This is a genomic window from Streptomyces sp. NRRL S-646, from assembly GCF_000720765.1.
Classification (GTDB): Bacteria; Actinomycetota; Actinomycetes; order Streptomycetales; family Streptomycetaceae; genus Streptomyces.
This window is the reverse complement of sequence record NZ_JODC01000007.1, coordinates 284,453-308,632: the sequence shown is the minus strand read 5'-3', so window position 1 is coordinate 308,632 and position 24,180 is coordinate 284,453. Positions and strand designations below refer to the sequence as shown.

The window sequence follows — 24,180 nt, the reverse complement described above, 5'->3', positions numbered from 1 at the left end:
CGGACCCTGAGCTGGGTGACGCCGTATGTTTACGGCGTATATTCACGACTGTGCGCCCGTTGCCGCCCGGAGTCAAGGGGACGGGCTCAGCCGGACACGGTCACGGCCTGACCAGCAGCTGGAAGTCGAAGGCGTAGCGCGATGCCCGGTAGATGTGCGTCCCGTACTCCACCGGGCGGCCGGTGTCGTCATACGCGGTGCGCTGCATGGTCAACAGGGCGGCGCCCTCCTCCTCGTCGAGGCGGGCGGCCTCCTCGGCCCTGGCGGAGCGGGCGCCGATGGTCTGGCGGGCGCTGTGCAGGGTGATGCCGGCGGTGCGCATCATCCGGTACAGGCCGGTCGACTCCAGGCGGACGGTGTCCAGGTCGAGGAGGGTCGCGGGAAGGAAGTTGCACAGCAGGGCGACCGGCTGGCCGTGGGTGAGGCGCAGCCGCTCCAGGACGATCACCTCGCTGCTCTCCGCGATGCCGAGCGCGGCCGCCACGTCCGGGGACGCCGGCTCGCGCTCGTTGCGCACCACCTTCGTGGTGGGGCCCTGCCCCGCCGACTCCAGGTCGTCGTAGAGGCTGCTGAGCTCCAGCGGGCGCTTGACCTGGCTGTGCACCACCTGCGTGCCGACCCCTCGGCGGCGCACCAGCAGTCCCTTGTCGACCAGGGACTGGATGGCCTGGCGGACGGTGGGTCTGGACAGGCCCAGGCGCGTCGAGAGGTCGATCTCGTTGCCCAGGAGGTTGCCCGGGGCGAGGGCCCCGTGCTCGATCGCCGCCTCCAGCTGCTGGGCCAGCTGGTAGTACAGGGGCACCGGACTGCCCCGGTCCAGGGCGAAGTCCAGCGAGTCGACAGCGGCCGTCGCGGCACGTGCGGTACCGCCGGTCTTCGCCATGGGCGTACCTCCCTCTGAGTGCTGACGAGACGTCAGGAGTGGCTGGGGAAACCGAGGTTGATGCCCGCGTCGGCCGGGTCCGGCCAGCGCGTGGTGATCACCTTCCCCTGCGTGTAGAAGGCGATGCCGTCGTTGCCGTAGATGTGCAGATCGCCGAAGAGGGAGTCCTTCCAGCCGCCGAAGGAGTGGTAGCCGACCGGAACCGGGATCGGCACGTTCACGCCGACCATGCCCGCCTTGACCTCCATCTGGAAGCGGCGGGCGGCGCCGCCGTCCCGGGTGAAGATCGCGGTGCCGTTGCCCCAGCGGGAGTCGTTGATCAGCTTGATGGCCTCGTCGTACGACTCCGCACGGACCACCGCAAGGACCGGACCGAAGATCTCGTCCCGGTACGCGTCCGCCGTCAGCGGCACCCGGTCCAGCAGCGATACGCCGAGGAAGAAGCCGTCCTCGTGGCCCTCGACCGTGTAGCCGGTGCCGTCGACGACGACCTCGGCGCCCTGCTCGGCGGCGCTCGCCACGTACGACGCCACCTTGTCGCGGTGCTCGCGGGTGATCAGCGGGCCCATCTCGGAGGACGGGTCGTTGCCGGGACCGATCTTCAGGTCCTTCGCCCGCTCGGCGATCTTCGCGACCAGCTCGTCGCCCGTGTCGCCGACCGCGACCACCACCGACACGGCCATGCAGCGCTCGCCCGCCGAACCGTACGCCGCGTTGATCGCCTGGTCGGCGGCGAAGTCCAGGTCGGCGTCGGGCAGGACCAGCATGTGGTTCTTGGCGCCGCCCAGAGCCTGGACGCGCTTGCCGTGCTCGACCGCCTTGAGCTGGATGTACTTGGCGATCGGCGTCGAGCCGACGAAGGAGACGGCCTCGACGTCCGGGTGCTCAAGGAGGCGGTCCACGGCCACCTTGTCGCCCTGCACGATGTTCAGCACGCCGTCGGGCAGGCCTGCCTCGGTGGCCAGTTCGGCCAGGCGGAAGGAGGCCGAGGGGTCCTTCTCGCTCGGCTTGAGCACGAACGTGTTGCCGCACGCGATGGCCAGCGGAAACATCCACATCGGCACCATGGCCGGGAAGTTGAACGGCGTGATGCCCGCGACCACGCCCAGCGGCTGCCGGATCGAGGCGACGTCCACACGAGTGGAGACCTGCGTCGACAGCTCGCCCTTCAGCTGCACGCTGATCCCGCAGGCCAGCTCCACGATCTCCATGCCGCGCGCGACCTCGCCGAGCGCGTCGGAGTGCACCTTGCCGTGCTCGGCGGTGATCAGCTCGGCGATCTCGTCGCGGTGGGCGTCAAGGAGCTCGCGGTACTTGAAGAGGACCGCGGTGCGCCTGGCGATCGAGGACGCGCCCCAGGTCTCGAAGGCGGCCTTCGCGGAGGCGACGGCGGCGTCCACCTCGTCGACGGTCGCGAATCCGACCTGCTTCTCCTGCGCGCCGGTCGCCGGGTTGAACACGGCGCCGTGGCGGCCCGAGGCGGACTCGACGGGCTTGCCGTCGATCCAGTGGGTGATGGTCTTCATGGTGCGGGGCCTTTCACAAGGGGTCGTGCGGAGGGAGGTCAGAGGTGGCGGCGCTGGTCGGCGACGTTGCGCTCGTACTCCTCGCGGGCCTGTACGGCGGCTTCGCGGGAGGCGGTCTCGGCGACCGGCACGTCCCACCAGGCCGCCGCCGGGGGAGCGGTCGGGGTGGCGGTGTCGGTCTCGACGTAGACGCAGGTCGGGCGGTCGGAGGCGCGGGCCGCGGCGAGCGCCTCGCGCAGTTCGCGGACCGTCTTGGCGCGCAGCACGTCCATGCCGAGGCTGCCCGCGTTGGCGGCCAGGTCGACGGGGAGCGGGGCGCCGGAGAAGGTGCCGTCGGCACTCCGGTAGCGGTACGCCGTGCCGAAGCGCTCGCCGCCCACCGACTCGGAGAGGCCGCCGATGGAGGCATAGCCGTGGTTCTGGATGAGGACGAGGTTGAGGGGCAGGCCCTCCTGGACGGCGGTGACGATCTCGGTCGGCATCATCAGGTAGGTGCCGTCGCCGACCAGGGACCAGACCGGGGTGTCGGGGGCGGCCTGCTGGACGCCGATGCCGGCCGGGATCTCGTAGCCCATGCAGGAGTAGCCGTACTCCAGGTGGTACTGGCGGGGGCTGCGGGCCCGCCAGAGCTTGTGCAGGTCGCCGGGGAGCGAGCCGGCCGCGTTGATCACCACGTCGTCGTCGCCCACCACCGCGTCCAGGGCGCCCAGCACCTGGGTCTGGGTGGGTACGGCGCTCTCGTCGGCGGCGGTGAAAGCGGCGTCGACCACCTGCTCCCAGCGTTCCTTGCCGGATCGGTACTCGGCCTCGTAAACCGAGTTCACGCGGTGACCGGCGAGGGCCTCCGTCAACGCTGTGAGCCCTGCGCGCGCATCGCAGACCACGGTCCGCGCCGCCAGCTTGTGCGCGTCGAACGGGGCGATGTTGAGGTTGACGAACCGGACCTCCGGCCGCTGGAAGAGCGAGTTGGAAGCGGTGGTGAAGTCCGTGTAGCGGGTCCCGACGCCGATCACCAGGTCGGCCGTACGCGCGATGTCGTCGCAGACCGCGGTGCCGGTGTGGCCGATGCCGCCGAGGTCGGCGGGGTGGTCGTAGCGCAGCGAGCCCTTGCCCGCCTGGGTCGAGGCGACCGGGATGCCGGTGGCGTCCACCAGCGCCTTGAGCGCCTCCTCGGCCCGGCTGTGGTGGATGCCGCCGCCCGCGACGATCAGCGGACGCTCGGCGGCCCGGATCGCAGCCACCGCCTCCGCCAGCTCGTACGGGTCGGGCACGGGCCGCCGTACGTGCCACACGCGCTCGGCGAAGAACTCCTCCGGCCAGTCGTACGCCTCGGCCTGCACGTCCTGGGGGAGGGCCAGGGTGACCGCACCGGTCTCGGCGGGGTCGGCGAGGACCCGCATGGCGTTCAGGGCGGAAGGGATCAGGGCCTCGGGGCGGGTGACGCGGTCGAAGTACCGCGACACCGGGCGCAGGGTGTCGTTGACCGACACGTCCGCCTCGGTCGGATGCTCCAGCTGCTGCAGCAGCGGGTCGGCGACCCGGGTGGCGAAGTAGTCGCCGGGCAGCAGCAGGACCGGCAGGCGGTTGATGGTGGCGAGCGCGGCGCCGGTGACCAGGTTGGTGGCGCCGGGGCCGATGGACGTGGTGACGGCCTGCGCGGAGAGGCGGTCGAGCTGGCGGGCGTAGCCGACGGCCGCGTGCACCATGGCCTGCTCGTTGCGGCCCTGGTGGTACGGCATGGTGTCCTCGCCCGCCTCCAGGAGGGCCTGGCCGATCCCGGCAACGTTGCCATGGCCGAAGATGCCCCAGGTACCGGCGATCAGCCGGTGGCGCACGCCGTCGCGCTCGGTGTACTGGACGGACAGGAAACGCACCAGGGCCTGGGCGACGGTCAGGCGGCGGGTGGTGGTGCTCATCAGGACTTCTCCGGTGCCGTGTAGAGGGGAAGGCGGGGGTCGACGGGCTGCTCGGGCCAGGTTTCGCGGACCCAGGCGTGATCGGGGTGGTCGCAGATCAGCCAGGCGCGCTCGGGCTCCGGGCCCGCCATGACGTTGAGGTAGTACATGTGGTGGCCGGGCACGGCCATGGAGGGCCCGTGCCAGCCGTCGGGGATCAGCACGACGTCACCGCCGCGCACCTCGGCCAGCACGTCGGTGTTGCGGCCCTGACCGGAGGGGGAGACCCGTTGGTAGCCAAGGCCGGGGGTGCCCTCGTGGTCGGCGAACTCGAAGTAGTAGATCTCTTCGAGCACTGATTCTTCGCCGGGTCGGTGCTCGTCGTGCTTGTGCGGTGGGAACGACGACCAGTTGCCGCCCGGCGTGATCACCTCGACCGCGATGAGCTTGTCGCACTCAAAACCCTGTCCATCAGCGCCTCCGGCGCGGGCGGCCGCGCCGAAGTTGTTGACCTGGCGGGAGGAGTTCCCGGTGCCGCGCAGCTCCACCGGCACCGACGAGGCGGGTCCGTAGCGGGCGGGCAGCCGCCGGGTGCAGCGGGCGCCGGTGAGCGCGAACCGTCCGCCGCCGGCGGACGTGACCGTCGTACGGGCGTCCCTCGGCACGTAAGCGAAGTCGCTGACGGAGCTGAACACGCTGTCGCGGCCGGTGAGTTCGAAGGTGTCGTGGCCGAAGTCGTCGGCGGCCGCGACCGTGCAGCCGCCGCTGAGCGGCAGCACGATCCACTCGCTGTCGCCGGTGTCGAAGGTGTGCGTGCCGCCCGGGGGGAGCTCCAGCACGCGCAGGCTGGAGTAGCCCCAGCCGGCCTTCTCCGGGGTGACGTCCACGACGTAGGGGCCGCCGAGGGCCTTGCCGGCGGGCAGGTGGTATGTCATATGGCACTCCGGTGGTATGTCATACAGCACTCCTCCGTCACAGCAGTCCCACGGCCGTGTCGACCGCCGTCTCCACACTGCCCTCCGCCGGGTACAGCAGCGACCGCCCGACGACCATGCCCTGCACGGTCGGCAGCCGGAGGGCCTTGCGCCAGCGCTCGTACGCGCCCGCTTGCTCCGCTGCGGACCCGCCCACCTCGCCGCCGAGCAGCACGGTCGGCAGCGTGGAGGTCTCCAGGACCTCGCCCATGTCGTCCGGGTCGTCGGTGACGGGCAGCTTCAGCCAGGTGTAGGCGGAGGTGCCGCCCAGGCCCGCGGCGATCGCGATGGACTTCGTGACGGCCTCGGCGGACAGGTCGTTGCTGACCCGGCCGTCGATCCGGCGGGAGAGGAACGGCTCGACGAACAGCGGCAGCCGGTGTGCCGCCATGGCGTCGATCGCGCGCGCCGTCGACTCCAGCGTGGTCAGCGAGCCCGGGTCGTCGTAGTCGATGCGGAGCAGCAGCTTGCCCGCGTCGAAGCGGAGCCGGGCGATGTCCTCGGCGCGGTGGCCGGTGAAGCGGTCGTCCATCTCGAAGACGGCGCCCGCCAGGCCCCCGCGGTTCATCGAACCCATGACGACCTTGTTCTCCAGCACCCCGAGCAGGAGGAGGTCCTCCAGGATGTCGGCGGTGGCCAGCACCCCGTCCACGCCCGGCCGCGACAGCGCGATGCACAGGCGCTCCAGCAGATCGGCACGGCCGGCCATGGCGAGCCGCCGGTCGCCGACGCCGAGAGCGCCGCGGGCCGGGTGGTCGGCGGCCACGATCATCAGGCGGCCGCTGTCGCCGATGAGCGGGCGGCGCGCGCGCCGGGCGGCAGCCTCGGCGACGGCCTCGGGATGCCGGGCCCTGACCGAGACGAGGTCGGGGATGCTGAGGGACAAGGGGAAGCTCCGTTTCAGAGGGTGGCTCGCGCGAGGAGGTCCTCGACCTCGGCCTCGGTGGGCATCGCGGAGGAACAGGCGAGACGGGAGGCGACGAGGGCGCCGGCCGCGTTGGCGTACCGCATGATTTCGGCCAACTCCCAGCCGGCCAGCAGACCGTGCACGAGCGAGCCGCCGAAGGCGTCGCCCGCGCCGAGACCGTTGGCCACCTCGACCGGCACCGGCGGTACCTCGGCGCTGGTGCCGTCGCGGTGCACCGCGAGGACGCCCTTGGGGCCCTGCTTGACGACCGCCAGCTCCACGCCCGCCTCCAGCAGCGCCTCGGCGCAGGCCCGCGGCTCGCGGACGCCGGTGGCGACCTCGCACTCGTCGAGGTTGCCGACCGCGACCGTGACGTGCCGCAGCGCCTCCGTGTAGTACGGGCGGGCCTCTGCCGGGTCGCGCCAGGCTGAGTCATTCAAAAGCGTGGGCCGCCAGTCGAGGTCGAAGACCGTCGTACCCGCCTTGTCGCGTGCCTTGAGGGCGGCGAGCGTGGCGGAGCGGCTGGGCTCCTCGCTCAGGCCGGTGCCGGTGATCCAGAAGACCCGGCTCGCCCTGATGGCGAAGTAGTCCAGCTCCTCGGAATGTATCTCCAGGTCAGGAGCCTTAGGCTGCCGGTAGAAGTACAGAGGGAAGTCATCCGGAGGGAAGATCTCGCAGAAGGTCACCGGTGTCGGGTACGCGGCGACGGGCGCAACCCAGCGGTCGTCGACGCCGAACTCCTTCAGCGCCTCGTGCAGATAGGCGCCGAAGGGGTCGTCCCCGGTGCGGGTGATCACCGCGGTGTTCCGGCCGAGCCGGGCGGCGGCGACCGCCACGTTGGCGGCCGAACCGCCGAGGAACTTGCCGAAGGTCTCGACCTGCGCCAGGGGCACCCCCGACTGCAGAGGGTAGAGATCGACTCCGATACGGCCCATAGTGATCAAGTCGAAGGACTGGTCTGACTCGGCCATGCGCGACGCTCCTCGAGCTGGTCTGGGGGTGCGGGTCCCAGAGGGCCTGCCGCCTCCCAGGTGTAGGCCTCGAAGGGCGACGCTGTCAATAGTTTGTACTTACATTCGGACTAGCTCGTGAAATGATGTCTTAACAAAGTATTGACAGCAGGCGCGGCCAGGAGTTTGATCCCGTCCCAGGCCGACCGCCGCGTTTGCGGCAGACGACCCGGGCATGCCAAGATCCCGGGCCGCTGGATCATCGTGATCCCCCTCTCCCTTTCCCCCGCAACGCACAGTGAGGTGCCAGGAAAGATGGACCGCTCTTCTCACCCCCGCTCCCGCAGAATCGCCCCCGTTGTCGCGGTGGCCGCGGCGGCTGCCCTCACCCTCGCCGGCTGCTCCAGCAGCTCCGGGGGCAAGAAGTCCGAGGAGGGTGGCGCCAACGCATCGGCCGGCAAGGCCACCACGCCCCGGATGACGGTCGCGCTGGTCACGCACCAGTCGCCCGGCGACACCTTCTGGGACATCGTCCGCAAGGGCGCCGAGGCCGCCGCGGCCAAGGACAACATCAAGCTCATCTACTCGGCCGACCCGAACGCGGGCAACCAGTCCAACCTGGTCCAGAACGCGATCGACCAGAAGGTCGACGGCATCGCCATCACCCTGGCCAAGCCGGACGCCCTCAAGACCGTCGTCGGCAAGGCGAAGTCGGCCAACATACCCGTGGTGGGCCTCAACTCCGGTGTCAGCGACTGGAAGAAGCTCGGCCTGATGGAGTTCTTCGGCCAGGACGAGTCCGTGGCCGGCGAGGCGTTCGGCAAGAAGCTCAACGACCTCGGCGCCAAGCACACCGTCTGTGTCATCCAGGAGCAGGGCAACGTCGGCCTGACCCAGCGCTGCGACGGTGTGAAGAAGACCTTCTCCGGCAAGACCGACGTCCTCTACGTCAACGGCACCGACATGCCGTCCGTGAAGTCGACGATCACCGCCAAGCTCAAGCAGGACTCCTCCATCGACTACGTCACCACCCTCGGCGCCCCGTACGCGCTGACCGCGGTGCAGTCGGTCTCGGACGCCGGCAGCAAGGCGAAGATCGCCACCTTCGACCTCAACAAGGACCTGACGGCCGCCATCAGCAAGGGCACGATCCAGTTCGCGGTGGACCAGCAGCCCTACCTCCAGGGCTACCTGGCGATCGACTCGCTGTGGCTGTACAAGAACAACGGCAACTACATGGGCGGCGGTGAGCAGCCGGTGCTGACCGGTCCGGCCTTCGTCGACAAGTCCAATGTCGAGGCGGTCTCCAAGTTTGCCGCCAACGGAACGCGGTGATGAGCATGACCCAGCATGCCGAGCCGGCGGTGTCCTCACCGCCGGCCCCCGGCCCCAAGGAGACCGACGGGCGCACCGCTGAACGGCCTCTTGTCGTACGGCTGTTGGCCCGCCCCGAGGTGGGTGTGTTCCTGGGTGCCGTAGCGGTGTACGTGTTCTTCCTGATCTCGGCGCCGCCGGTGCGCGACGCCAGTTCGATGGCGAACATCCTCTACCAGTCCTCCACGCTCGGGATCGTGACGATCCCGGTCGCGCTGCTGATGATCGGCGGGGAGTTCGACCTGTCGGCCGGTGTCGGGGTGATCACCTCGGCGCTGACCGCGGCCATGATCAGCTACCAGCTCACCATGAACGTGTGGGTCGGTGTGATCGCCGCCCTGGTCGTGTCGCTGGCGATCGGCTTCTTCAACGGCTGGATGGTCGTCAAGACCGGACTGCCCAGCTTCCTGGTCACCCTGGGCACCTTCCTGATCCTGCAGGGCGTCAACCTCGCGGTGACCAAGCTGGTCACCGGCAACGTCGCCACCGACGACATCAGCAACATGGACGGCTTCGACCAGGCCAAGAAGGTCTTCGCCTCCAGCTTCGACATCGGCGGCGTCCAGGTGAAGATCACCGTGTTCTGGTGGCTGCTGTTCGCGGCGATCGCCACCTGGGTGCTGCTGCGCACCAAGTACGGCAACTGGACCTTCGCGGTCGGCGGCAACAAGGACTCCGCCCGCGCGGTGGGTGTGCCCGTCGCGTTCACGAAGATCTCCCTGTTCATGCTGGTCGGCTTCGGTGCCTGGTTCGTGGGCATGCACCAGCTGTTCTCCTTCAACACGGTGCAGTCCGGTGAGGGCGTCGGCATCGAGCTGATCTACATCTCCGGCGCGGTGATCGGCGGCTGCCTGCTGACCGGCGGCTACGGCAGCGCGATCGGCCCGGTCTTCGGCGCGTTCATGTTCGGCATGGTGCAGCAGGGCATCGTCTACGCCGGCTGGAACCCCGACTGGTTCAAGGCCTTCCTCGGCGTCATGCTGCTCGGCGCCGTCCTGATCAATCTGTGGGTCCAGCGCACCATGACCCGGAGGTGAATCCGATGACAGACAAGAACAGCGGAACGCACGGAGCCATCCTCCAGGACACCGTTCCGGCGGAGACGGACGGCGCGATCGTCGAACTGCGCAACGCGGGCAAGGCGTACGGCAACATCCGTGCCCTGCACGGCGTGAGCTTGAAGGTGCATCCCGGCCAGGTCACCTGCGTGCTGGGCGACAACGGCGCCGGCAAGTCCACCCTCATCAAAATCATCTCCGGGCTGCACCAGCACACCGAGGGCGAGTTCCTCGTTGACAACACCCCGGTGCGTTTCACCACCCCGCGTGACGCCCTGGACCGCGGCATCGCCACCGTCTACCAGGACCTGGCGACAGTCCCGCTGATGCCGGTGTGGCGCAACTTCTTCCTCGGCTCCGAGATGACCAAGGGCCCCTGGCCCATCCGGCGCCTGGACATCGAGAAGATGAAGAAGACCGCCGACCACGAGCTGCGCGAGATGGGCATCGTCCTCGACAACCTCGAACAGCCCATCGGCACCCTCTCCGGCGGCCAGCGCCAGTGCGTCGCGATCGCCCGCGCCGTCTACTTCGGCGCCCGCGTCCTCATCCTCGACGAGCCCACCGCCGCCCTCGGCGTCAAGCAGTCCGGTGTCGTCTTGAAGTACATCGCCGCCGCCCGCGAGCGCGGCCTGGGCGTCATCTTCATCACCCACAACCCCCACCACGCCTACATGGTCGGCGACCACTTCAGCGTGCTGCGCCTGGGCACCATGGAACTGTCCGCCGAACGCAGCCAGATCACCCTGGAAGAACTGACCAACCACATGGCGGGCGGCGCCGAACTCGCCGCACTCAAGCACGAGCTGTCCCAGGTCAGCGGCGTCGACGTCGAGAAGCTCCCGGAGCAGGAAGACCTCACCGCACCCGTGGCGGCAAGCCCGGAAGGAACCTCCTGACATGGCAGGCGCTCTGGACCGCATCCGCGTCGGCTCGGCCCCCGACTCCTGGGGCGTCTGGTTCCCCGACGACCCCCGGCAGGTGCCCTGGGAACGGTTCCTCGACGAGGTCGCCGAGGCCGGCTACGCGTGGATCGAGCTGGGCCCGTACGGCTATCTGCCCACCGACCCGGCCCGCCTCACCGACGAGATCGACAGGCGTGACCTGAAGGTCTCGGCGGGCACGGTCTTCACCGGCCTGCACCGCGGCCCCTCCGTCTGGGAGTCCACCTGGGAGCACGTCAGCCAGGTCGCCGCCCTCACCCAGGCGATGGGCGCGAAGCATCTCGTCGTCATCCCGTCCTTCTGGCGGGACGACAAGACGGCCGAGATCCTGGAGCCGCCGGAGCTGACCGGCGAGCAGTGGGCCCACCTCACCAAGGGCATGGAGCGGCTCGGGCACGAGGTGAAGGAGGCGTACGGCCTCGACATCGTCGTACACCCGCACGCCGACACCCACATCGACACCGAGGACCACGTCGAGCGCTTCCTCGACTCGACCGACTCCGAATTGGTCAACCTGTGCCTGGACACCGGGCACTACGCCTACTGCGGAGGCGACAGCGTCAAGCTGATCGAGACCTACGGCGAACGCATCGGCTATCTGCACCTCAAGCAGGTCGACCCGGCCGTCCTCGCCGACGTCCAGGCCAAGGGCACACCGTTCGGGCCTGCCGTGGCGCAGGGGGTGATGTGCGAACCGCCCGCCGGTGTCCCGGAGTTGGGGCCGGTGATGGAGGCAGCACAGAAGCTCGGCGTGGAGCTGTTCGCCATCGTCGAGCAGGACATGTACCCGTGCGAACCGGACAAGCCGCTGCCGATCGCGGTGCGCACCCGCAAGTTCCTGAGGTCCTGCGGCGCCTGACCCTCCGAAGGGGGACGAACGACCATGGCTGGGCAAGGAACACTGCAGGTCGCGGTCGTCGGCACCGGCAAGATGGGCGCCGACCATGTCCGCCGTATTCAAGAGGTCATCAGCGGGGCCAGGGTGACCGCTGTCGTGGACGTCGATACGGAACGCGCCAAGGACGTCGCGGCCCGTATCGACGGCTGCACCGCCTACTCCGACCCGGCCGCCGCCATGGCGGCGGCCGATGTCGACGCCGTGCTGATCGCCTCCCCGGGGCCCGCCCACGAGGCGGCCCTGCTGACGGCGTTCGAGCACGATCTCCCCGTGCTCTGCGAGAAGCCGCTCACCCCGGACGCGGCCTCCGCGCTACGGGTGCTGGAAGCCGAGCAGAAGCTGGGCCGCCGCCGGGTCCAGGTCGGCTTCATGCGGCGCTACGACACCGAGTACATGAAGCTCAAGTCCCTCCTGAACACAGGCCAGTTGGGGCGCCCGCTGATGCTGCACAACCGGCACCGCAACCTCGCCTCCCCGCCCGGATGGCGCAGCGAGATGCTCATCAACGACTCCGTCGTGCACGAGATGGACGTGACACGCTGGCTGCTCGGCCAGGAGATCACCGCCGTCACCGTCCTGCGCCCGACGCCGTCCGCGAACGCACCGGACGGCGTGCAGGACCCGCAGTTCGTCGTCTTCGAGACCGACGGCGGCGCGATCGTCGACGTCGAGATCTTCGTCAACTGCGGCTTCGGCTACCAGGTCCAGGCCGAGGTGGTCTGCGAACGCGGCACCGCCCGCATCGGCGACGGCCACGCCATGGTCACCAACATGGCCGGCCGCTGGGGCGGCACCATCACCCAGGACTACATCGAACGCTTCGCCGACGCCTACGACCGCGAGATCCAGGCCTGGGTCGACGCCACCCGTCGCGGCGAGGTCATCGGCCCGAGCGTGTGGGACGGCTACGCGGTGGCCGCGGTGTGCGAGGCGGGCGTGCGCGCGCTGGAGGAGGGCGGCCGGGCGGAGGTCGAGCTGGTGCAGCGGCCCGCGCTGTACGACGTCAGCCGAGTACCCTGCTGAACACGACCCGGTCCTCGCCGGGCCCGTTGTAGTCCTCCTCCACACGGACCTCGAAGCCGAGACCGCGGTGGAAGGCCACCGACCCCTTGTTGCCGAGGCTCGTGATGGCCTTCAGCCGGACCGCCCCCTGCCGCCGCGCGGCCTCGGTGAACGCCGCGTACAGCTCCCGCCCCAGACCGCTGCCGCGGGCGTCGTCCCGCGTCGCGATCAGATGCACGTATCCGGTGCCGCCGGGCGTGACGAAGCCGATCAGATAGCCGAGAATGCCGTCGTCGGAGCGGGCGACCAGACAGGTCTCGCCGAACTCCTGCAGCAGGGCCAGGAGATGAAGCTCGCGCAGATCACGCTCGCCCCAGTAGCGGGGGTGGTCGGCGAGGACCTGCTGGATGTCGGGGACGCGCGCGGGTGCGATACGTACGGCCATGGCGTCGATCATCGCAGAGCCATGGCCGTGTCAGAAGCTTGCCTACACCCGGGTCCGCGGCCGCGGTTCGAACCCCGCCGCCCGATAGCTCTCGTCGATCAGGGTCATCGTCGCCAGCGCGTCGTCCGCGTCCAGCGGCAGCGGCGTGCCCTCCCGCACCCGCGCCGCGAACGCCTCCAGCTGGTACGTGTACGAGGACCGGGTGCCGAGCCGTTCCGTCCGCTCGCCGTCCGCGGTGCGGACCACGATCCGGTCGTCCATCTGGGGCAGGACGAAGTTCGGGGCCAGCGCCTCACCGCGGCTGCCGATGATCCGGCAGCTCATCTCCAGCCTGTCGTACGCCATGTGGCAGCGCGCGGAGCCGGTGGCGCCGTTCGGGAAGGCCAGGTCGGCGTCCAGCCACTCGTCGACCCCGGGCGCGCCCGCGCGCTCCCCGCCGCGCGCGGAGACCAGCCTCGGTGCGCCGCCCGCCCAGGGGGCCAGCATCCGCACGGCGTGCAGGCTGTAGCAGCCCAGGTCCATCACGGCGCCGCCGGCCAGCGGCAGGGACCAGCGCGGGTCGGCGTCTGCGGGAGCCTCGATGGCGACCGTGGTCTCCACCCGCTGCAGCTCGCCCAGTTCACCGTCGGCGAGGAGTTCGTGCAGGCGCCGGGTGACCGGGTGGAAGAGGTAGTGGAAGCCCTCCATGAAGACGGTGCCGGCCTTGGCCGCCGCCTCCCGCACCTCGGCGGCCTCCTCGGCGTTGCTCGCCGACGGCTTCTCGCTCAGGACGTGCTTGCCGGCCGCGAGGGCGGCGAGGTTCCACGGGCCGTGCAGGCCGTTGGCGAGCGGGTTGTAGACGACCTCGACCTCGGGGTCGGCGAGCAGCGCGGCGTAGGAGTCCGCGACCCGCTCCACGCCGTGCTCGGCGGCGAAGGCCTCGGCGCGGGAGCGGTCGCGGGCGGCCACCGCGACCAGGCGGTGGCCTGTGGTGCGGGCCGGGTCGATCAGGGCGCGTTCGGTGATCCGGGCGGCGCCCAGGACGCCGATGCGGAGCGGTTCGCGGACCGGTTCGCTCATGAGGTCGTTTCCTTCTCTGTCCGTTCGTGCAGGGTCAGTGTGCCGCCGACGGACGGGAAATGGCGGCGGGCCAGGTCCTGGGCGTGGGCGATGGTGCATTCGATGAGTTCGAAGGCGGGCAGGCCTCCGACGTAATAGGTGTGGCCGCGGCCCTGAAGCGCGTCGAGCCGGTCCAGGGCGCCGTCCGCGAGGTCGTCGCTGCCGAAGTGCGGCATGAACGCCCACTGGCGGTGCAGATGCACCTCCTCCAGCCGCCCGCCGAGCCCCGCCACGTCGTCCCCCAGCAGCGCGCAGACGTCCTCGGGGCGGCCGTAGGAGTAGAAGGTCCGCACGTCGCTGCCCGGGTAGCGGTGGTGGTACGAGACGCAGTGGCCGGCCGCCTCGCGGGTCGCGGTGTGGCGGTCGAGGAAGTAGAAGGCGTTCTGGGGCAGGCCGGACGCGGTGGCGAGGGTGGTGTGGTAGGCGTTGCTGCGGATCCGCCCGGCGAGGTCGCGCTCCTCGTCGGTGGCGTCCAGGACCGGCAGGATGCGGTCCAGGGTGACGGCGAGCACCAGGTCGTCCGCCTCCACCGGACCGGAGTCCGTGCGCACCCGCACCCCGCCCTCGTGCCGCTCGACCGACTCCACGCGCACCGCGCACCGTACGTCCTTCAGCTTCTCGGCGACCCGCTGCCACAGGGTGGCGAATCCGCCCGTGACGGTGAACGCGCCTGCGTGGCCGAGGAGTTGGGGAGTGTCGGACAGCAGTCCGGTCATCTCGGCGTACTTGACGAAGTACAGCGCGGGCACCTGTTCGTCGAGGTAGCCGTACCCGGCCGCGGTGTATCCGGTGCCGAACGACTCGGCCATGGACTCGAGGCCGTGCTCGGCGAGCCAGCGGGTGACCGGGGCGGCCAGGGCCCGCGCCGAGTGGGCGAGCCCGGGTTCGGCGATGCGCGGGAAGTCCCGCTCGCGCAGCGCCCGGTAGCGCTGGAAGGCGCCGTCGCGGAGGAACGACATGGCCTGGCGGGTCGCGGTGCGCCCCTCGGCGTCGAGGACGCGGTAGCGGGTGGTGCGCTCCGTCTCCATGTCCAGTTCCGTCAGCAATTCTGCCGTCCGCTCGTACCGGTTGGTGCAGATGTGGCCGCCCAGGTCGTGGGCCCGGCCGTCGACGTGCACGCTCTGGCATTTCCCGGCGACCGTCTCCTGCTCCTCCAGAACGGTCACCCGGTGCCCGGCACGCTCCAGTTCACGGGCGACCGTGAGGCCGCCCGGCCCGGCGCCGATGACGACCACACGCCGTTCGCTGCGTAACTGCCCGCCGGACAGGGCGGGTTGACGGTTGTCGGCGTGCGGCCGGGATATCTCGCCGGTACTCATGTCGTTGCTCCTCGTTCGGTCCGACGTGCGTGGATCTCATGGTCGTACGGGGAGATCTCGTGGTCGTGACCGACAAGGACAACGTGGCGATTCGCACACTCGTGCTCCGGGCGCCGGAGGCCGGGCCGGCGCCCGGAGCACGAGAGACTGCAGCCGCCGCTCAGGCGGTGCGGACCTCGGCGATGGTCACCGGGCGGTGCTCGTGCAGCGACAGCGTGCACGCGTCGGCGATCCAGCCGGCCTCCAGGGCGTCCGCGATCGTGCAGGGCGAGGGGCGGGTGCCGGCCACGACCTCGGTGAACGCCGTGAGTTCGGCGCGGTAGGCCGCGGTGAAGCGGTCCATGAAGAAGTCGTGCGGGGTACCGGCCGGGAAGGTCACGCCGGGCTCGACGGAGCGCAGCGGCAGCTTGTCCTCCAGACCCACAGCGATGGAGTCCGTAAAGCCGTGGATCTCCATGCGGACGTCGTAACCCCGGGCGTTGTGGCGCGAGTTGGAGACCACCGCGATGGTGCCGTCGTCGAGGGTGAGGATCGCACCGGTGGTGTCGGCGTCGCCCGCCTCCTTGATGTACTCGGCGCCCCGGTTGCCGCCGACGGCGTACACCTCGACGACCTCGCGGCCCGTCACCCAGCGGATGATGTCGAAGTCGTGGACGGAGCAGTCGCGGAAGATGCCGCCCGAGGCGGCGATGTATCCGGCCGGCGGGGGCGCCGGGTCCAGCGTGGTCGACCGTACGGTGTGCAGCTTGCCCAGCTCGCCGCTCTGCACGGCGGCACGTGCGGCGACGAAACCGGCGTCGAAGCGGCGGTTGTAGCCGATCTGGATCGGCACGTCCTTGCCCTCGACGGCCTTGAGGACCTGGACGCCCTCGGCCATCGTCTTGGCGACGGGCTTCTCGCAGAAGACGGGGATGCCGGCCTCGACCCCGGCCAGGATCAGCCCGGGGTGGGCGTCCGTCGCGGCCGCGACCACGATGCCGTCGACGCCGGCGGCCAGCAGGGCCTCCGGGGAGTCCACGACCTCGCCGCCGAACCGCTCCGCCGCGGACTTGGCGGCGTCCGTGAACGGGTCGGTCAGGACGAGCGACTCGACCGCGTCGAGTCCGGAGAGGGTTTCGGCGTGGAAGGCGCCGATGCGGCCGAGGCCGAGGATTCCGATACGCATGAGCTCCGCTGCTTTCTGGTGTTTGTTGCTGTCCGTTGCCGGGGCTCCGCCCCGGACCCCGATCGCCCTTCGGGCTCGTCCTCAATCGCCGGACGGGCTTGAAATATCAGTCCAGGCCGCCCAGAACGTTCTGGTCCCAGTCGATCACCGATCCCGTGACCACGCCCGACCGCTCCGACAGCAGGAACACCACGAAGTCCGCGATCTCGTCCGGCTGCCCCAGCTTGCCCATCGGCAGCTTGGCGGCAGCCGCCTCGCGCCAGTCGTCGTCGGCGCCGTGGAACGTCTTCTGGGTGGCGTCCTCGCCCTCGGTGGCCGTCCAGCCGATGTTGAGGCCGTTGATCCGCACCCGGTCCCAGCGGTGCGCGTGCGCGGCGTTGCGGGTCAGGCCGATCAGGCCGGCCTTGGCGGCGACGTACGGCGCCAGGAACGGCTGGCCGCCGTGCGCCGAGGACGTGATGATGTTGACGACCGTGCCGGGCGCCTTGCGGGAGACCATGTCGGCGACGGCGGCCTGCATCGCGAAGAACGGCGCCTTCAGGTTGATCGCGATGTGCTGGTCGAACAGCTCGGGCGTGGTGTCCAGCAGCGTGCCCCGGGAGGTCAGACCGGCGGAGTTGACCAGGCAGTCGATCCGCCCGTACGCGGCGACCACCTCGCCCACTGCGGTCTTCGCCTGTTCGGCGTCGGACAGGTCGGCGCGCACGAACATCGCCTTGCCGCCGGCGGCCGTCAGTTCGGTCACCAGCGCCTCGCCGGGTTCCGCACGCCGGCCGGTGACGGCCACGACCGCACCCTCACGCACGGCGGCGCGCGCGATGGCGGCCCCGACTCCCTGGCTGCCGCCGTTGACGAGGACGACCTTGTCGTCGAGAAGTCCCATGGATCCTTGTTGTCCTTTCGGCTGACGTCAGCTGGTGCGGCGCTCGGTGCTCGCCCGCAGCTCGTCCCGCAGAGCCCGCGGCAGCCGGCCTTCGCGAAGCGCCCGGCGTACGAGGTCCGCCTGCGAGGGCGGGGCCAGGCCGTCGACCGGCGGGTCGCTGTCGAGGTTGGTGGGGAAGGGGTAGCCCTCGGCGCTCGCGGCGATCACGTTCTCCAGCCAGCCCTCGTCCGCTCCGTCCGCCTTGCGGCGCAGCAGCACGGGGTAGACCGCGTTCGTCACCGCCTCCCGGTCCACGGTCTCCATCGCCCTGCCGAAGGCGGAGGACACCTGGAGCAGGTTGGCCATGCGCCGCACATCCGTGGTGCGGTTGGTCCCGGCGGCGTGGAACAGCGCCGGGTTGAAGAAGGCGGCGTCGCCCTTGGCGAGCGGCAGCTGGACGTGGTGCTCCTTGAAGTACGCCTGGAACTCCGGGCGCCGCCACGCCAGATAGCCCGGCTCGTACGCCTGCGAGAAGGGCAGGTACAGCGTCGGCCCCGACTCCACGGGCATGTCGCAGTGCGCGACCGCGCCCTGCAGGGTGAGCACGGGGGAGAGGCGGTGGACGTGTGCCGGATAGGCCGCGGCGGTCTCGTCGGAGAGGAAGCCGAGGTGGTAGTCGCGGTGCACGGTCTGCGCGAGGCCCCCCGGGTTGACCACGTTGACCTGGGAGGTCACCTGGTAGCCGGGGCCGAGCCAGGCCTCGCAGACCAGTGCGAGGACCGGGTTGGCGTAGTAGTCGGCGAACGCCACCGGGTCGTAGAGGGCCGCCTTCTCCAGTGCGTTCCACACCCGCTCGTTCGCGCCGGGCTTGGCGAAGTGGTCGCCGGCCGTGGTGCCCGCCGCGTACTGCTCGCGGATCAGCGCGTCGAACACCTCGGTGGCCCGGTCGACCACCGCGTGATCGGGGAAGGCGCCCCGGAAGACCACCACTCCGGGTCCGTCGGTGAGGGCCCTGACGAGCTCCTCCTGGATGCCCCGGCGGTCCTCGGCGGCACCGAGGCGTTCGGCGTCGTACAGCAGGACGTTCCGCTCCACCCCGGAGGCGTGCGGGTAGTCGGCGGGGTCGGCCGTCCGCTCGACGAGCGCGCGGAACGAGTGGAGGTCGCAGTCCTGCTCGGAGAGCCAGGCACGGTGGTGTACGGCGGTGAAGGACATCGGTGTCCTCTCGGTGACAGGGGCGACTCAGCCCTGTCATTCTTGTCATTACAAACCCGTCGAACAACCAGCAGTCAGCCATCAAAAACCCCTCAAGAGCCGGCGAGAGGAGCCCGCGGTGGGCCATCCCTTCCCGATCCGGGAGATCGCACGTCAGGCGGGCCTGAGCGAGGCCACCGTCGACCGGGTCCTCAACGGCAGGGGCGGCGTCCGCGAGAGCACCGCGCGGGAGGTCCAGCAGGCCATCGCCGACCTGGACCGCCAGCGCACCCAGGTCCGGCTCGTCGGCCGCACCTTCATGATCGACATCGTGATGCAGACGCCGGAGCGCTTCTCCACCGCCGTACGCGCCGCGCTGGAGGCGGAGCTGCCGTCCCTGCACCCGGCCGTGGTGCGCTCGCGCTTCCACTTCCGCGAGACCGGCCCGGTGGCGGAGCTGACGAGGACGCTGGACCGGATCGCCCGCCGCGGCTCGCAGGGCGTGATCCTCAAGGCGCCGGACGTCCCTCAGGTGACGGCCGCCGTCGGCCGCCTCGCCGCCGCCGGCATTCCCGTCGTCACCCTGGTCACCGACCTGCCCGCCACCGCCCGCCTCGCCTACGTCGGCATCGACAACCGGGCCGCAGGCGCGACCGCCGCCTACCTCATGGGCCAGTGGCTGGGCGAGCGGCCCGGCAACGTTCTCACCAGCCTCAGCAGCGGCTTCTTCCGCAACGAGGAAGAGCGCGAGATGGGCTTCCGCAGCGCCATGCGCAGCCGTCACCCGGACCGTACCCTGGTCGAGATCGCCGAGGGACACGGCCTGGACGCCACCCAGTACGACCTGGTCCGCGCCGCCCTCGAACGCGACCCGGACATCCGTGCCGTCTACTCGATCGGCGGCGGCAACAACGCCACCCTGCGCGCCTTCGAGGATCTGGGCCGCGAGTGCGCGGTGTTCGTCGCGCACGACCTCGACCACGACAACACCCGGCTGCTGCGCGAGCACCGCCTGTCCGCCGTCCTCCACCACGATCTGCGCCAGGACGTGCGCGAGGCCTGCCACATCGTGATGCGCGCCCACGGCGCCCTGCCGCCCGCGGGGCCTACGCTGCCGTCGGCGATCCAGGTGGTGACGCCGTACAACATGCCCCCGCAGGCGACGAACCGAGGAGCCGGGTGACGACGAGCAGCGAATACGTGGAGATCGAGGGCGTCCGGCTGCTCGCCACGCTCACGACGGGCAGCGAGCTGGGACTGCTGGCGCTGCACGGCAGCAACGAAGGCGGTACGGCCGAGCTGGCGCGGTCGGTGGCCGAGCGGTGCGGTGCCACCAGCCTGGTCTTCACCCAGCCGGGCGTGCCCGATCCGGTGCACATCCCCTCCCCGCGCATGGCGGTCGGGCACTGCACGCTGCTGCGGGACTTCCTGTCCCGGGTGGCGCTCACGGTCTCCCTGCACGGCCACAACAGGAGTGCGACTCCCCGGGCCATCCTCCTCGGCGGCGGCAACCGGCGGGCCGCCCGCCTCGTCGCCGGCGAACTCGACGCCCTGCGGCCGGAGTTCGACCCGGTCACCGACCTGGACGAGATCCCCGTGGCCCTGCGCGGCCTGCACTCCAGGAACCCGGTGAACCTGACCCGCCAAGGCGGGGTCCAGGTGGAACTCCCGCTCGCGGCCAGGACCGAGCGAAGGCGATGGGCGCCGGGAGTGCCGGACACACCCCCGCGGTCGGTGATCGACGCCCTGGCCAAGGGCGTGGAGTCCCTGACCGCGGCTATGCCCGGAGACTGACCCAGGAGCCGCTCTCGACCGAGTGCACCATCGCCTCCAGTACGGCGGCGCTGTGCACGGCGTCCGGGAGCGTGGCCCCGTGCGGCTCGCCTTCCGCGATGGAGCGCAGGAAGCGGTGGGCCTCGATCACCTTCAGGTCGTCCATGCCCATGGCGTTCGCCGCGCCCGGCTGGAACGCCCCGAACTCGCCGTCGCCCGGGCCGACGTAGACCGTGCTGACGGGCTGGTCCTGGTAGCTCGTGCCGCGGCTGACGCCCAGCTCGTTCATGCGCCGGAAGTCCCAGAAGACCGCGCCCTTCGTGCCGTGCACCTCGAAGCCGTAGTTGTTCTGCTCGCCGACCGAGACCCGGCAGGCCTCCAGCACACCGCGCGCGCCGGAGGCGAAGCGCAGCAGACAGTTGACGTAGTCCTCGTTCTCGACCGGGCCGAGCTCGCCGCCCGTGGCTCGGGTGTGACCGGCGGTGGCGCCGGTGGGCCGGGCCCGCTCCGGAATGAACACGGCCGTGTCGGCGGTCAGCGCCTCGATGTCGCCCAGCAGGTAGCGGGCCAGGTCCGCGCCGTGCGAGGCGAGGTCGCCCAGGACGCCGCTGCCGCCGCGCTCCTTCTCGTAGCGCCAGGTCAGGGCGCCTTCGGGATGGGCGGCGTAGTCACTGAACAGGCGGATGCGGACATGGGTGACGGTGCCGATGGCGTCGGAGGCGATCAGCTCGCGGGCGGCCTCGACGGCGGGCGCGTTGCGGTAGTTGAAGCCGACGGCGCCCTGGACGCCTGCGGTGGCCACCGCGTCGGCGACCGCCCTGGCGTCCGCCGCGCTCAGACCGACCGGCTTCTCGATCCAGATGTGCTTGCCCGCCTCCGCCATGGCGACGCCGATCTCGCGGTGCAGGAAGTTCGGGGCGGTGATGCTGACCGCCTGGATGCGCGGGTCCTTGACGACATCACGCCAGTCCCGGGTGGTCGAGGCGAACCCGAACTGCGTGGCCGCCTCCTCGGCTCTGCCGGGCACCTCCTCGGCGACCGTGATGAGCTGCGGGCGCAGCCCCAGCTGCGGGTAGTGGTGCAGGACGCGGGCGTACGCCTGGGTGTGCACCCGGCCCATCCAGCCGAACCCGACGACGGCGACACCGAGCGAATCCACCATGACAGCCCCTCTTTGGACCGGTCCATAATCTGTCCAGGCCACCCTGAAGCCCCCGCTCAGTGGCTGTCAACCCTCCCCGTTCTCTTTGACAAGTCGCACCAGCCCATGGAACGGTCCACAGCATGAAACCGCCGACGATCCGCGACGTGGCCGAGCAGGCCGGAGTGTCCAAGTCGCTGGTCTCGCTCGTGCTGCGCGGCTCCGAGCAGGTGCGGCCCGAGAAGCGGGAGGCCGTGCTGCGGGCGGTGCGGGAACTCGGCTACCGGCCCAACGCCGCTGCGCGCAGCCTCAGCGAGCAGCGCACCCGCACGGTCGGCGTGCTCCTCAACGACCTGCGCAACCCCTGGTTCGTCGACCTGCTCGACGGCCTCAACTCACTGCTGCACGACAACGGCCTGCGCATGCTGCTCGCCGACGCCCGCCTCAACCGCCGCACCGGCCAGGACCCCGCCGACCCGCTCCTCGACCTGCGGGTGGACGGCCTCGTCGTCGTCGGCACGCTGCCCGACCCGGCCGCCCTCGGCACGGCCGCCGAGCGGATCCCGGTCGTCGTCGCGGGCGCCCGCGAGGCGGCCCCGGCGGGCGTGGACGTCGTGGCGGGCGACGACGAGCGGGGCGCCCGCCTGGTCACCGAACACCTCATCGGCCTCGGCCACCGCCGCATCGCCCACATCGCGGGCTACGGCGCCGTCGGCGAACTGCGCCGCCGCAGCTTCGAGGCGACGATGCGGGCGCACGGCCTCGCGGACCAGGCCCTGGTGGAGGCCGCAGACATGACCGAGGAGGGCGGCTACCGCACCACCGTCCGGCTGCTCAGCCGCCCGCAGAGGCCCACCGCCCTCTTCGCCGTCAACGACATCACCTCCGTCGGCGCGCTCTCGGCGGCCGAGGAGCTCGGCCTGCGCGTCCCGCGTGACGTGTCCGTGGTCGGCTACGACAACACGAGCATCGCCCGGCTGCGCCACGTCTGGCTGACCACGGTCGACAACGGCAGCCACGAGGTCGGCCGCCGCGCCGCCCGCTGCCTCCTGGACCGCTTCGAACGCTCCGGGGGAGCGGGCCGACTTCACCTGACCGCACCGACGTTGGAGATCCGCGGCACCACGGCGGCACCGCTCACAGACTGATGGCGTACGCCTTCCGCAGCGTCTCGTGCACCGTCCACGTCGTGCGGTCGCCCGCACGCAGGACGGCCATGTCCCCGGGCCCCACCGTCAGTGTCGGCCCGCCCTCGACCTCGATGGTCGCCGACCCGCTGATCACCACGAACAGCTCGTCCGCCTCCGTGTCGGTGACGACGCCCGGCGTGATCTGCCAGACCCCGCGGACCTGACGGCCGTCCGCCGACTCCCACACCACCTTCCCGGTCACCTCCGGCGTCCCGGAGACGATCTGCTCCGGGTCGAGGGGCTCGGGCTCGAGCTCGGCGTCGGGGATGTGAAGAACGAAGCTGTGCGTCATGGACCGACCCTAGCGAGACCGCCCGGAGCCTGTGCATGGACACTGTGTGCGGCATCGTCCCAGGTAGGAGGACACTTCGTCGGGTCGCGACTGGCGGCCGGGCAGGTACCGGGTGATCGTGGAGGACATGGCGCGGACAACGACGGCCGCCCCCGGGCAACGGCAGCACGACAGCGGCGAGGGAGTCCTCTTCGGCGGTGTCTACGGTGCCGTGCTGGCCTGCTCGATGGTCGCGGCGCTCAGCCAGTACGGCCACAGCTCCCGCGTCAGCCGCCGCTACGACGCCATCTGGCTGCTGGTGACCGCGCTCGCCTCCGCCCTCGCCCACGGCTACGCCCACTACATCGCCGAGCGCGCACCGCACCGCCGCTGGGACGCCCTGCGCGCCCTCGCCGACGAGTGGCCCCTGGTCACGGCGGTGCTGCCGACCGTGGCGATCCTCGCGGGGGCGGGCTGGGGTTGGTGGCCGGCGGACGGGGTGGAGGATCCGGCGTTCACGCTGAACATCGGACTGCTGTTCGGCCTGGGGGTGGTGGCGGCACGGCGGTCGGGACGCTCCTGGGCCGTCGCCCTGTGCACCGGAGTGGTCGACGCGCTGCTCGGCGTCGTCGTGGTCGTCGCGAACGCCATCATCAAGTAACGGCTCCCGGGGGCCGATTGGCGCCCGGACTGTCGTATGGTCATCCCTCGTGGGTACGGACATCGACGGTGTCATCGAAAGCCGCTCGCCCGACGGGCACTGGCGGTTCACGGCCGATCTGCTGGACTTCCAGCCACCCCGGGACTACGTCGCCTGGGAGTGTCTCTTCGGCGTCCGCGGGGCGGGGGACGTGGAACGTCCGCTCTTCGCGGGCCGCGGCCTGCCGGACGGGATCTCCGATCCGGTACGGGAGTCGGCCATCGGGGAATTCCAGCACGACCACACCTACGCCACCTGGGCCGAGGTCGAGGAGGTCGACTGGGACGCCCCGCTCGCCCACGGCCCGGCCTGGAACTGGGCGGTGCGGGCCCTGCCGGACGGTGACGAACTCGTGCGGGTGACTCCGGGCCTGCGCGCGGCGGCCGCCGACACGTTCGGCGGAAACCTGCTGCTGGCCCCGCCGGAGTGGCCCCCCGGCGCCGAGGTGCGCCTGGACGACGTGGCGCACCGCCCCGTGATCCTCACGGCGCGGATGCTCGCCCCTCCGGACGAGGGATGCTGGGCACAGGTATGGAGCGCCATGCGGGACCTGGCGGCCAGGTACGGCGACGAGGACGTACGGCTCGTCGTCTGGTTCGGCTGACCCGCAC

Annotated in this window: 24 protein-coding genes; 10 read left to right on the top strand and 14 right to left on the bottom strand. The window is 70.8% G+C overall.

The window, feature by feature from the left end:
* Window positions 1-100: 100 nt before the first annotated feature.
* The 6 genes from IH68_RS0116940 to iolC are packed head-to-tail and all read right to left on the bottom strand — an operon-like array spanning window position 101 to window position 7,156.
* Window positions 101-883 (bottom strand): GntR family transcriptional regulator, encoded by a 783-nt coding sequence (locus IH68_RS0116940; RefSeq protein ID WP_030935728.1) that lies wholly within the window; start codon window positions 881-883, stop codon window positions 101-103.
* A gap of 32 nt (window positions 884-915) precedes the next feature.
* Window positions 916-2,409 (bottom strand): CoA-acylating methylmalonate-semialdehyde dehydrogenase, encoded by a 1,494-nt coding sequence (locus IH68_RS0116935; protein WP_030935725.1) that lies wholly within the window; start codon window positions 2,407-2,409, stop codon window positions 916-918.
* A gap of 38 nt (window positions 2,410-2,447) precedes the next feature.
* Window positions 2,448-4,325 (bottom strand): 3D-(3,5/4)-trihydroxycyclohexane-1,2-dione acylhydrolase (decyclizing), encoded by a 1,878-nt coding sequence (iolD, locus tag IH68_RS0116930; protein ID WP_030935721.1) that lies wholly within the window; start codon window positions 4,323-4,325, stop codon window positions 2,448-2,450.
* A complete protein-coding gene (iolB, locus tag IH68_RS0116925; RefSeq protein WP_030935717.1) occupies window positions 4,325-5,239 on the bottom strand; it encodes a 5-deoxy-glucuronate isomerase in 915 nt (304 codons plus the stop codon). Before iolB ends, iolD begins: the two co-directional genes overlap by 1 nt.
* Window positions 5,240-5,276: 37 nt before the next feature.
* Entirely contained in the window at window positions 5,277-6,164 is an 888-nt protein-coding gene (locus IH68_RS0116920) for a Cgl0159 family (beta/alpha)8-fold protein (RefSeq protein ID WP_030935714.1), read from the bottom strand.
* A gap of 14 nt (window positions 6,165-6,178) precedes the next feature.
* The gene (iolC, locus tag IH68_RS0116915; RefSeq protein ID WP_030935712.1) at window positions 6,179-7,156 is read right to left on the bottom strand and encodes a 5-dehydro-2-deoxygluconokinase; all 978 of its coding nucleotides are present in this window, start codon (window positions 7,154-7,156) and stop codon (window positions 6,179-6,181) included.
* A 294-nt stretch (window positions 7,157-7,450) separates the two neighbouring features.
* Between iolC and IH68_RS0116910 the strand changes: the two genes are divergently transcribed.
* The 5 genes from IH68_RS0116910 to IH68_RS0116890 are packed head-to-tail and all read left to right on the top strand — an operon-like array spanning window position 7,451 to window position 12,432.
* On the top strand, window positions 7,451-8,470 hold the full coding sequence (locus tag IH68_RS0116910) for a sugar ABC transporter substrate-binding protein (RefSeq protein ID WP_030935709.1): 1,020 nt from the start codon (window positions 7,451-7,453) through the stop codon (window positions 8,468-8,470).
* Window positions 8,470-9,546 (top strand): ABC transporter permease, encoded by a 1,077-nt coding sequence (locus IH68_RS0116905; RefSeq protein WP_030935706.1) that lies wholly within the window; start codon window positions 8,470-8,472, stop codon window positions 9,544-9,546. Before IH68_RS0116910 ends, IH68_RS0116905 begins: the two co-directional genes overlap by 1 nt.
* 5 nt (window positions 9,547-9,551) lie before the next feature.
* Complete coding sequence (locus IH68_RS0116900; RefSeq protein ID WP_030935703.1) at window positions 9,552-10,466, top strand: ATP-binding cassette domain-containing protein; 915 nt, start codon at window positions 9,552-9,554, stop codon at window positions 10,464-10,466.
* A gap of 1 nt (window position 10,467) precedes the next feature.
* Window positions 10,468-11,370: a sugar phosphate isomerase/epimerase family protein gene (locus tag IH68_RS0116895; RefSeq protein ID WP_030935700.1), complete on the top strand. Its 903-nt coding sequence runs from the start codon at window positions 10,468-10,470 to the stop codon at window positions 11,368-11,370.
* 24 nt (window positions 11,371-11,394) lie between these two features.
* Window positions 11,395-12,432, top strand: coding sequence for a Gfo/Idh/MocA family protein (locus IH68_RS0116890; RefSeq protein ID WP_030935697.1), 1,038 nt, complete (start codon window positions 11,395-11,397; stop codon window positions 12,430-12,432).
* Here IH68_RS0116890 and IH68_RS0116885 read toward each other — a convergent pair.
* The 6 genes from IH68_RS0116885 to IH68_RS0116860 form a co-directional block, all read right to left on the bottom strand.
* Complete coding sequence (locus tag IH68_RS0116885) at window positions 12,413-12,856, bottom strand: GNAT family N-acetyltransferase (protein WP_234341393.1); 444 nt, start codon at window positions 12,854-12,856, stop codon at window positions 12,413-12,415. The two genes, IH68_RS0116890 and IH68_RS0116885, sit on opposite strands and share 20 nt — an antisense overlap.
* 42 nt (window positions 12,857-12,898) lie before the next feature.
* Complete coding sequence (locus tag IH68_RS0116880; protein ID WP_030935693.1) at window positions 12,899-13,915, bottom strand: Gfo/Idh/MocA family protein; 1,017 nt, start codon at window positions 13,913-13,915, stop codon at window positions 12,899-12,901.
* Entirely contained in the window at window positions 13,912-15,273 is a 1,362-nt protein-coding gene (locus IH68_RS0116875; protein WP_078912485.1) for a protoporphyrinogen/coproporphyrinogen oxidase, read from the bottom strand. Before IH68_RS0116875 ends, IH68_RS0116880 begins: the two co-directional genes overlap by 4 nt.
* A 160-nt stretch (window positions 15,274-15,433) precedes the next feature.
* On the bottom strand, window positions 15,434-16,438 hold the full coding sequence (locus IH68_RS0116870) for a Gfo/Idh/MocA family oxidoreductase (protein ID WP_030935690.1): 1,005 nt from the start codon (window positions 16,436-16,438) through the stop codon (window positions 15,434-15,436).
* Between the two features lie 106 nt (window positions 16,439-16,544).
* Window positions 16,545-17,321, bottom strand: coding sequence for an SDR family oxidoreductase (locus IH68_RS0116865; protein ID WP_030935688.1), 777 nt, complete (start codon window positions 17,319-17,321; stop codon window positions 16,545-16,547).
* A 27-nt stretch (window positions 17,322-17,348) separates the two neighbouring features.
* Window positions 17,349-18,515, bottom strand: coding sequence for a phytanoyl-CoA dioxygenase family protein (locus IH68_RS0116860; protein ID WP_030935686.1), 1,167 nt, complete (start codon window positions 18,513-18,515; stop codon window positions 17,349-17,351).
* 118 nt (window positions 18,516-18,633) lie between these two features.
* Here IH68_RS0116860 and IH68_RS0116855 point away from each other — a divergent pair, with 118 nt between their 5' ends.
* Window positions 18,634-19,677: a LacI family DNA-binding transcriptional regulator gene (locus IH68_RS0116855; protein ID WP_030935683.1), complete on the top strand. Its 1,044-nt coding sequence runs from the start codon at window positions 18,634-18,636 to the stop codon at window positions 19,675-19,677.
* On the top strand, window positions 19,674-20,288 hold the full coding sequence (locus tag IH68_RS0116850) for a poly-gamma-glutamate hydrolase family protein (RefSeq protein WP_051833493.1): 615 nt from the start codon (window positions 19,674-19,676) through the stop codon (window positions 20,286-20,288). Before IH68_RS0116855 ends, IH68_RS0116850 begins: the two co-directional genes overlap by 4 nt.
* Here IH68_RS0116850 and IH68_RS0116845 read toward each other — a convergent pair.
* Window positions 20,272-21,429, bottom strand: coding sequence for a Gfo/Idh/MocA family protein (locus IH68_RS0116845; RefSeq protein ID WP_030935677.1), 1,158 nt, complete (start codon window positions 21,427-21,429; stop codon window positions 20,272-20,274). The two genes, IH68_RS0116850 and IH68_RS0116845, sit on opposite strands and share 17 nt — an antisense overlap.
* A gap of 122 nt (window positions 21,430-21,551) precedes the next feature.
* Between IH68_RS0116845 and IH68_RS0116840 the strand changes: the two genes are divergently transcribed.
* Entirely contained in the window at window positions 21,552-22,556 is a 1,005-nt protein-coding gene (locus IH68_RS0116840) for a LacI family DNA-binding transcriptional regulator (protein WP_030935673.1), read from the top strand.
* Here IH68_RS0116840 and IH68_RS0116835 read toward each other — a convergent pair.
* Window positions 22,546-22,890: a cupin domain-containing protein gene (locus IH68_RS0116835; RefSeq protein ID WP_030935670.1), complete on the bottom strand. Its 345-nt coding sequence runs from the start codon at window positions 22,888-22,890 to the stop codon at window positions 22,546-22,548. The two genes, IH68_RS0116840 and IH68_RS0116835, sit on opposite strands and share 11 nt — an antisense overlap.
* A 127-nt stretch (window positions 22,891-23,017) precedes the next feature.
* Here IH68_RS0116835 and IH68_RS0116830 point away from each other — a divergent pair, with 127 nt between their 5' ends.
* Both IH68_RS0116830 and IH68_RS0116825 read left to right on the top strand, forming a co-directional pair.
* The gene (locus tag IH68_RS0116830) at window positions 23,018-23,530 is read left to right on the top strand and encodes a hypothetical protein (RefSeq protein WP_030935668.1); all 513 of its coding nucleotides are present in this window, start codon (window positions 23,018-23,020) and stop codon (window positions 23,528-23,530) included.
* A gap of 49 nt (window positions 23,531-23,579) precedes the next feature.
* The gene (locus IH68_RS0116825) at window positions 23,580-24,173 is read left to right on the top strand and encodes a hypothetical protein (protein ID WP_030935666.1); all 594 of its coding nucleotides are present in this window, start codon (window positions 23,580-23,582) and stop codon (window positions 24,171-24,173) included.
* Window positions 24,174-24,180: the final 7 nt, after the last annotated feature.

Bases quoted from the DNA above. Each gene is read 5' to 3' on its own strand.
- IH68_RS0116940 (WP_030935728.1), bottom strand. From the start codon at position 883: ATGGCGAAGACCGGCGGTACCGCACGTGCCGCGACGGCCGCTGTCGAC.
- IH68_RS0116935 (WP_030935725.1), bottom strand. From the start codon at position 2,409: ATGAAGACCATCACCCACTGGATCGACGGCAAGCCCGTCGAGTCCGCC.
- iolD (WP_030935721.1), bottom strand. From the start codon at position 4,325: ATGAGCACCACCACCCGCCGCCTGACCGTCGCCCAGGCCCTGGTGCGT.
- iolB (WP_030935717.1), bottom strand. From the start codon at position 5,239: ATGACATACCACCTGCCCGCCGGCAAGGCCCTCGGCGGCCCCTACGTC.
- iolC (WP_030935712.1), bottom strand. From the start codon at position 7,156: ATGGCCGAGTCAGACCAGTCCTTCGACTTGATCACTATGGGCCGTATC.
- IH68_RS0116910 (WP_030935709.1), top strand. From the start codon at position 7,451: ATGGACCGCTCTTCTCACCCCCGCTCCCGCAGAATCGCCCCCGTTGTC.
- IH68_RS0116905 (WP_030935706.1), top strand. From the start codon at position 8,470: ATGAGCATGACCCAGCATGCCGAGCCGGCGGTGTCCTCACCGCCGGCC.
- IH68_RS0116900 (WP_030935703.1), top strand. From the start codon at position 9,552: ATGACAGACAAGAACAGCGGAACGCACGGAGCCATCCTCCAGGACACC.
- IH68_RS0116895 (WP_030935700.1), top strand. From the start codon at position 10,468: ATGGCAGGCGCTCTGGACCGCATCCGCGTCGGCTCGGCCCCCGACTCC.
- IH68_RS0116890 (WP_030935697.1), top strand. From the start codon at position 11,395: ATGGCTGGGCAAGGAACACTGCAGGTCGCGGTCGTCGGCACCGGCAAG.
- IH68_RS0116885 (WP_234341393.1), bottom strand. From the start codon at position 12,856: ATGGCCGTACGTATCGCACCCGCGCGCGTCCCCGACATCCAGCAGGTC.
- IH68_RS0116880 (WP_030935693.1), bottom strand. From the start codon at position 13,915: ATGAGCGAACCGGTCCGCGAACCGCTCCGCATCGGCGTCCTGGGCGCC.
- IH68_RS0116875 (WP_078912485.1), bottom strand. From the start codon at position 15,273: ATGAGTACCGGCGAGATATCCCGGCCGCACGCCGACAACCGTCAACCC.
- IH68_RS0116870 (WP_030935690.1), bottom strand. From the start codon at position 16,438: ATGCGTATCGGAATCCTCGGCCTCGGCCGCATCGGCGCCTTCCACGCC.
- IH68_RS0116865 (WP_030935688.1), bottom strand. From the start codon at position 17,321: ATGGGACTTCTCGACGACAAGGTCGTCCTCGTCAACGGCGGCAGCCAG.
- IH68_RS0116860 (WP_030935686.1), bottom strand. From the start codon at position 18,515: ATGTCCTTCACCGCCGTACACCACCGTGCCTGGCTCTCCGAGCAGGAC.
- IH68_RS0116845 (WP_030935677.1), bottom strand. From the start codon at position 21,429: ATGGTGGATTCGCTCGGTGTCGCCGTCGTCGGGTTCGGCTGGATGGGC.
- IH68_RS0116840 (WP_030935673.1), top strand. From the start codon at position 21,552: ATGAAACCGCCGACGATCCGCGACGTGGCCGAGCAGGCCGGAGTGTCC.
- IH68_RS0116835 (WP_030935670.1), bottom strand. From the start codon at position 22,890: ATGACGCACAGCTTCGTTCTTCACATCCCCGACGCCGAGCTCGAGCCC.
- IH68_RS0116830 (WP_030935668.1), top strand. From the start codon at position 23,018: ATGGCGCGGACAACGACGGCCGCCCCCGGGCAACGGCAGCACGACAGC.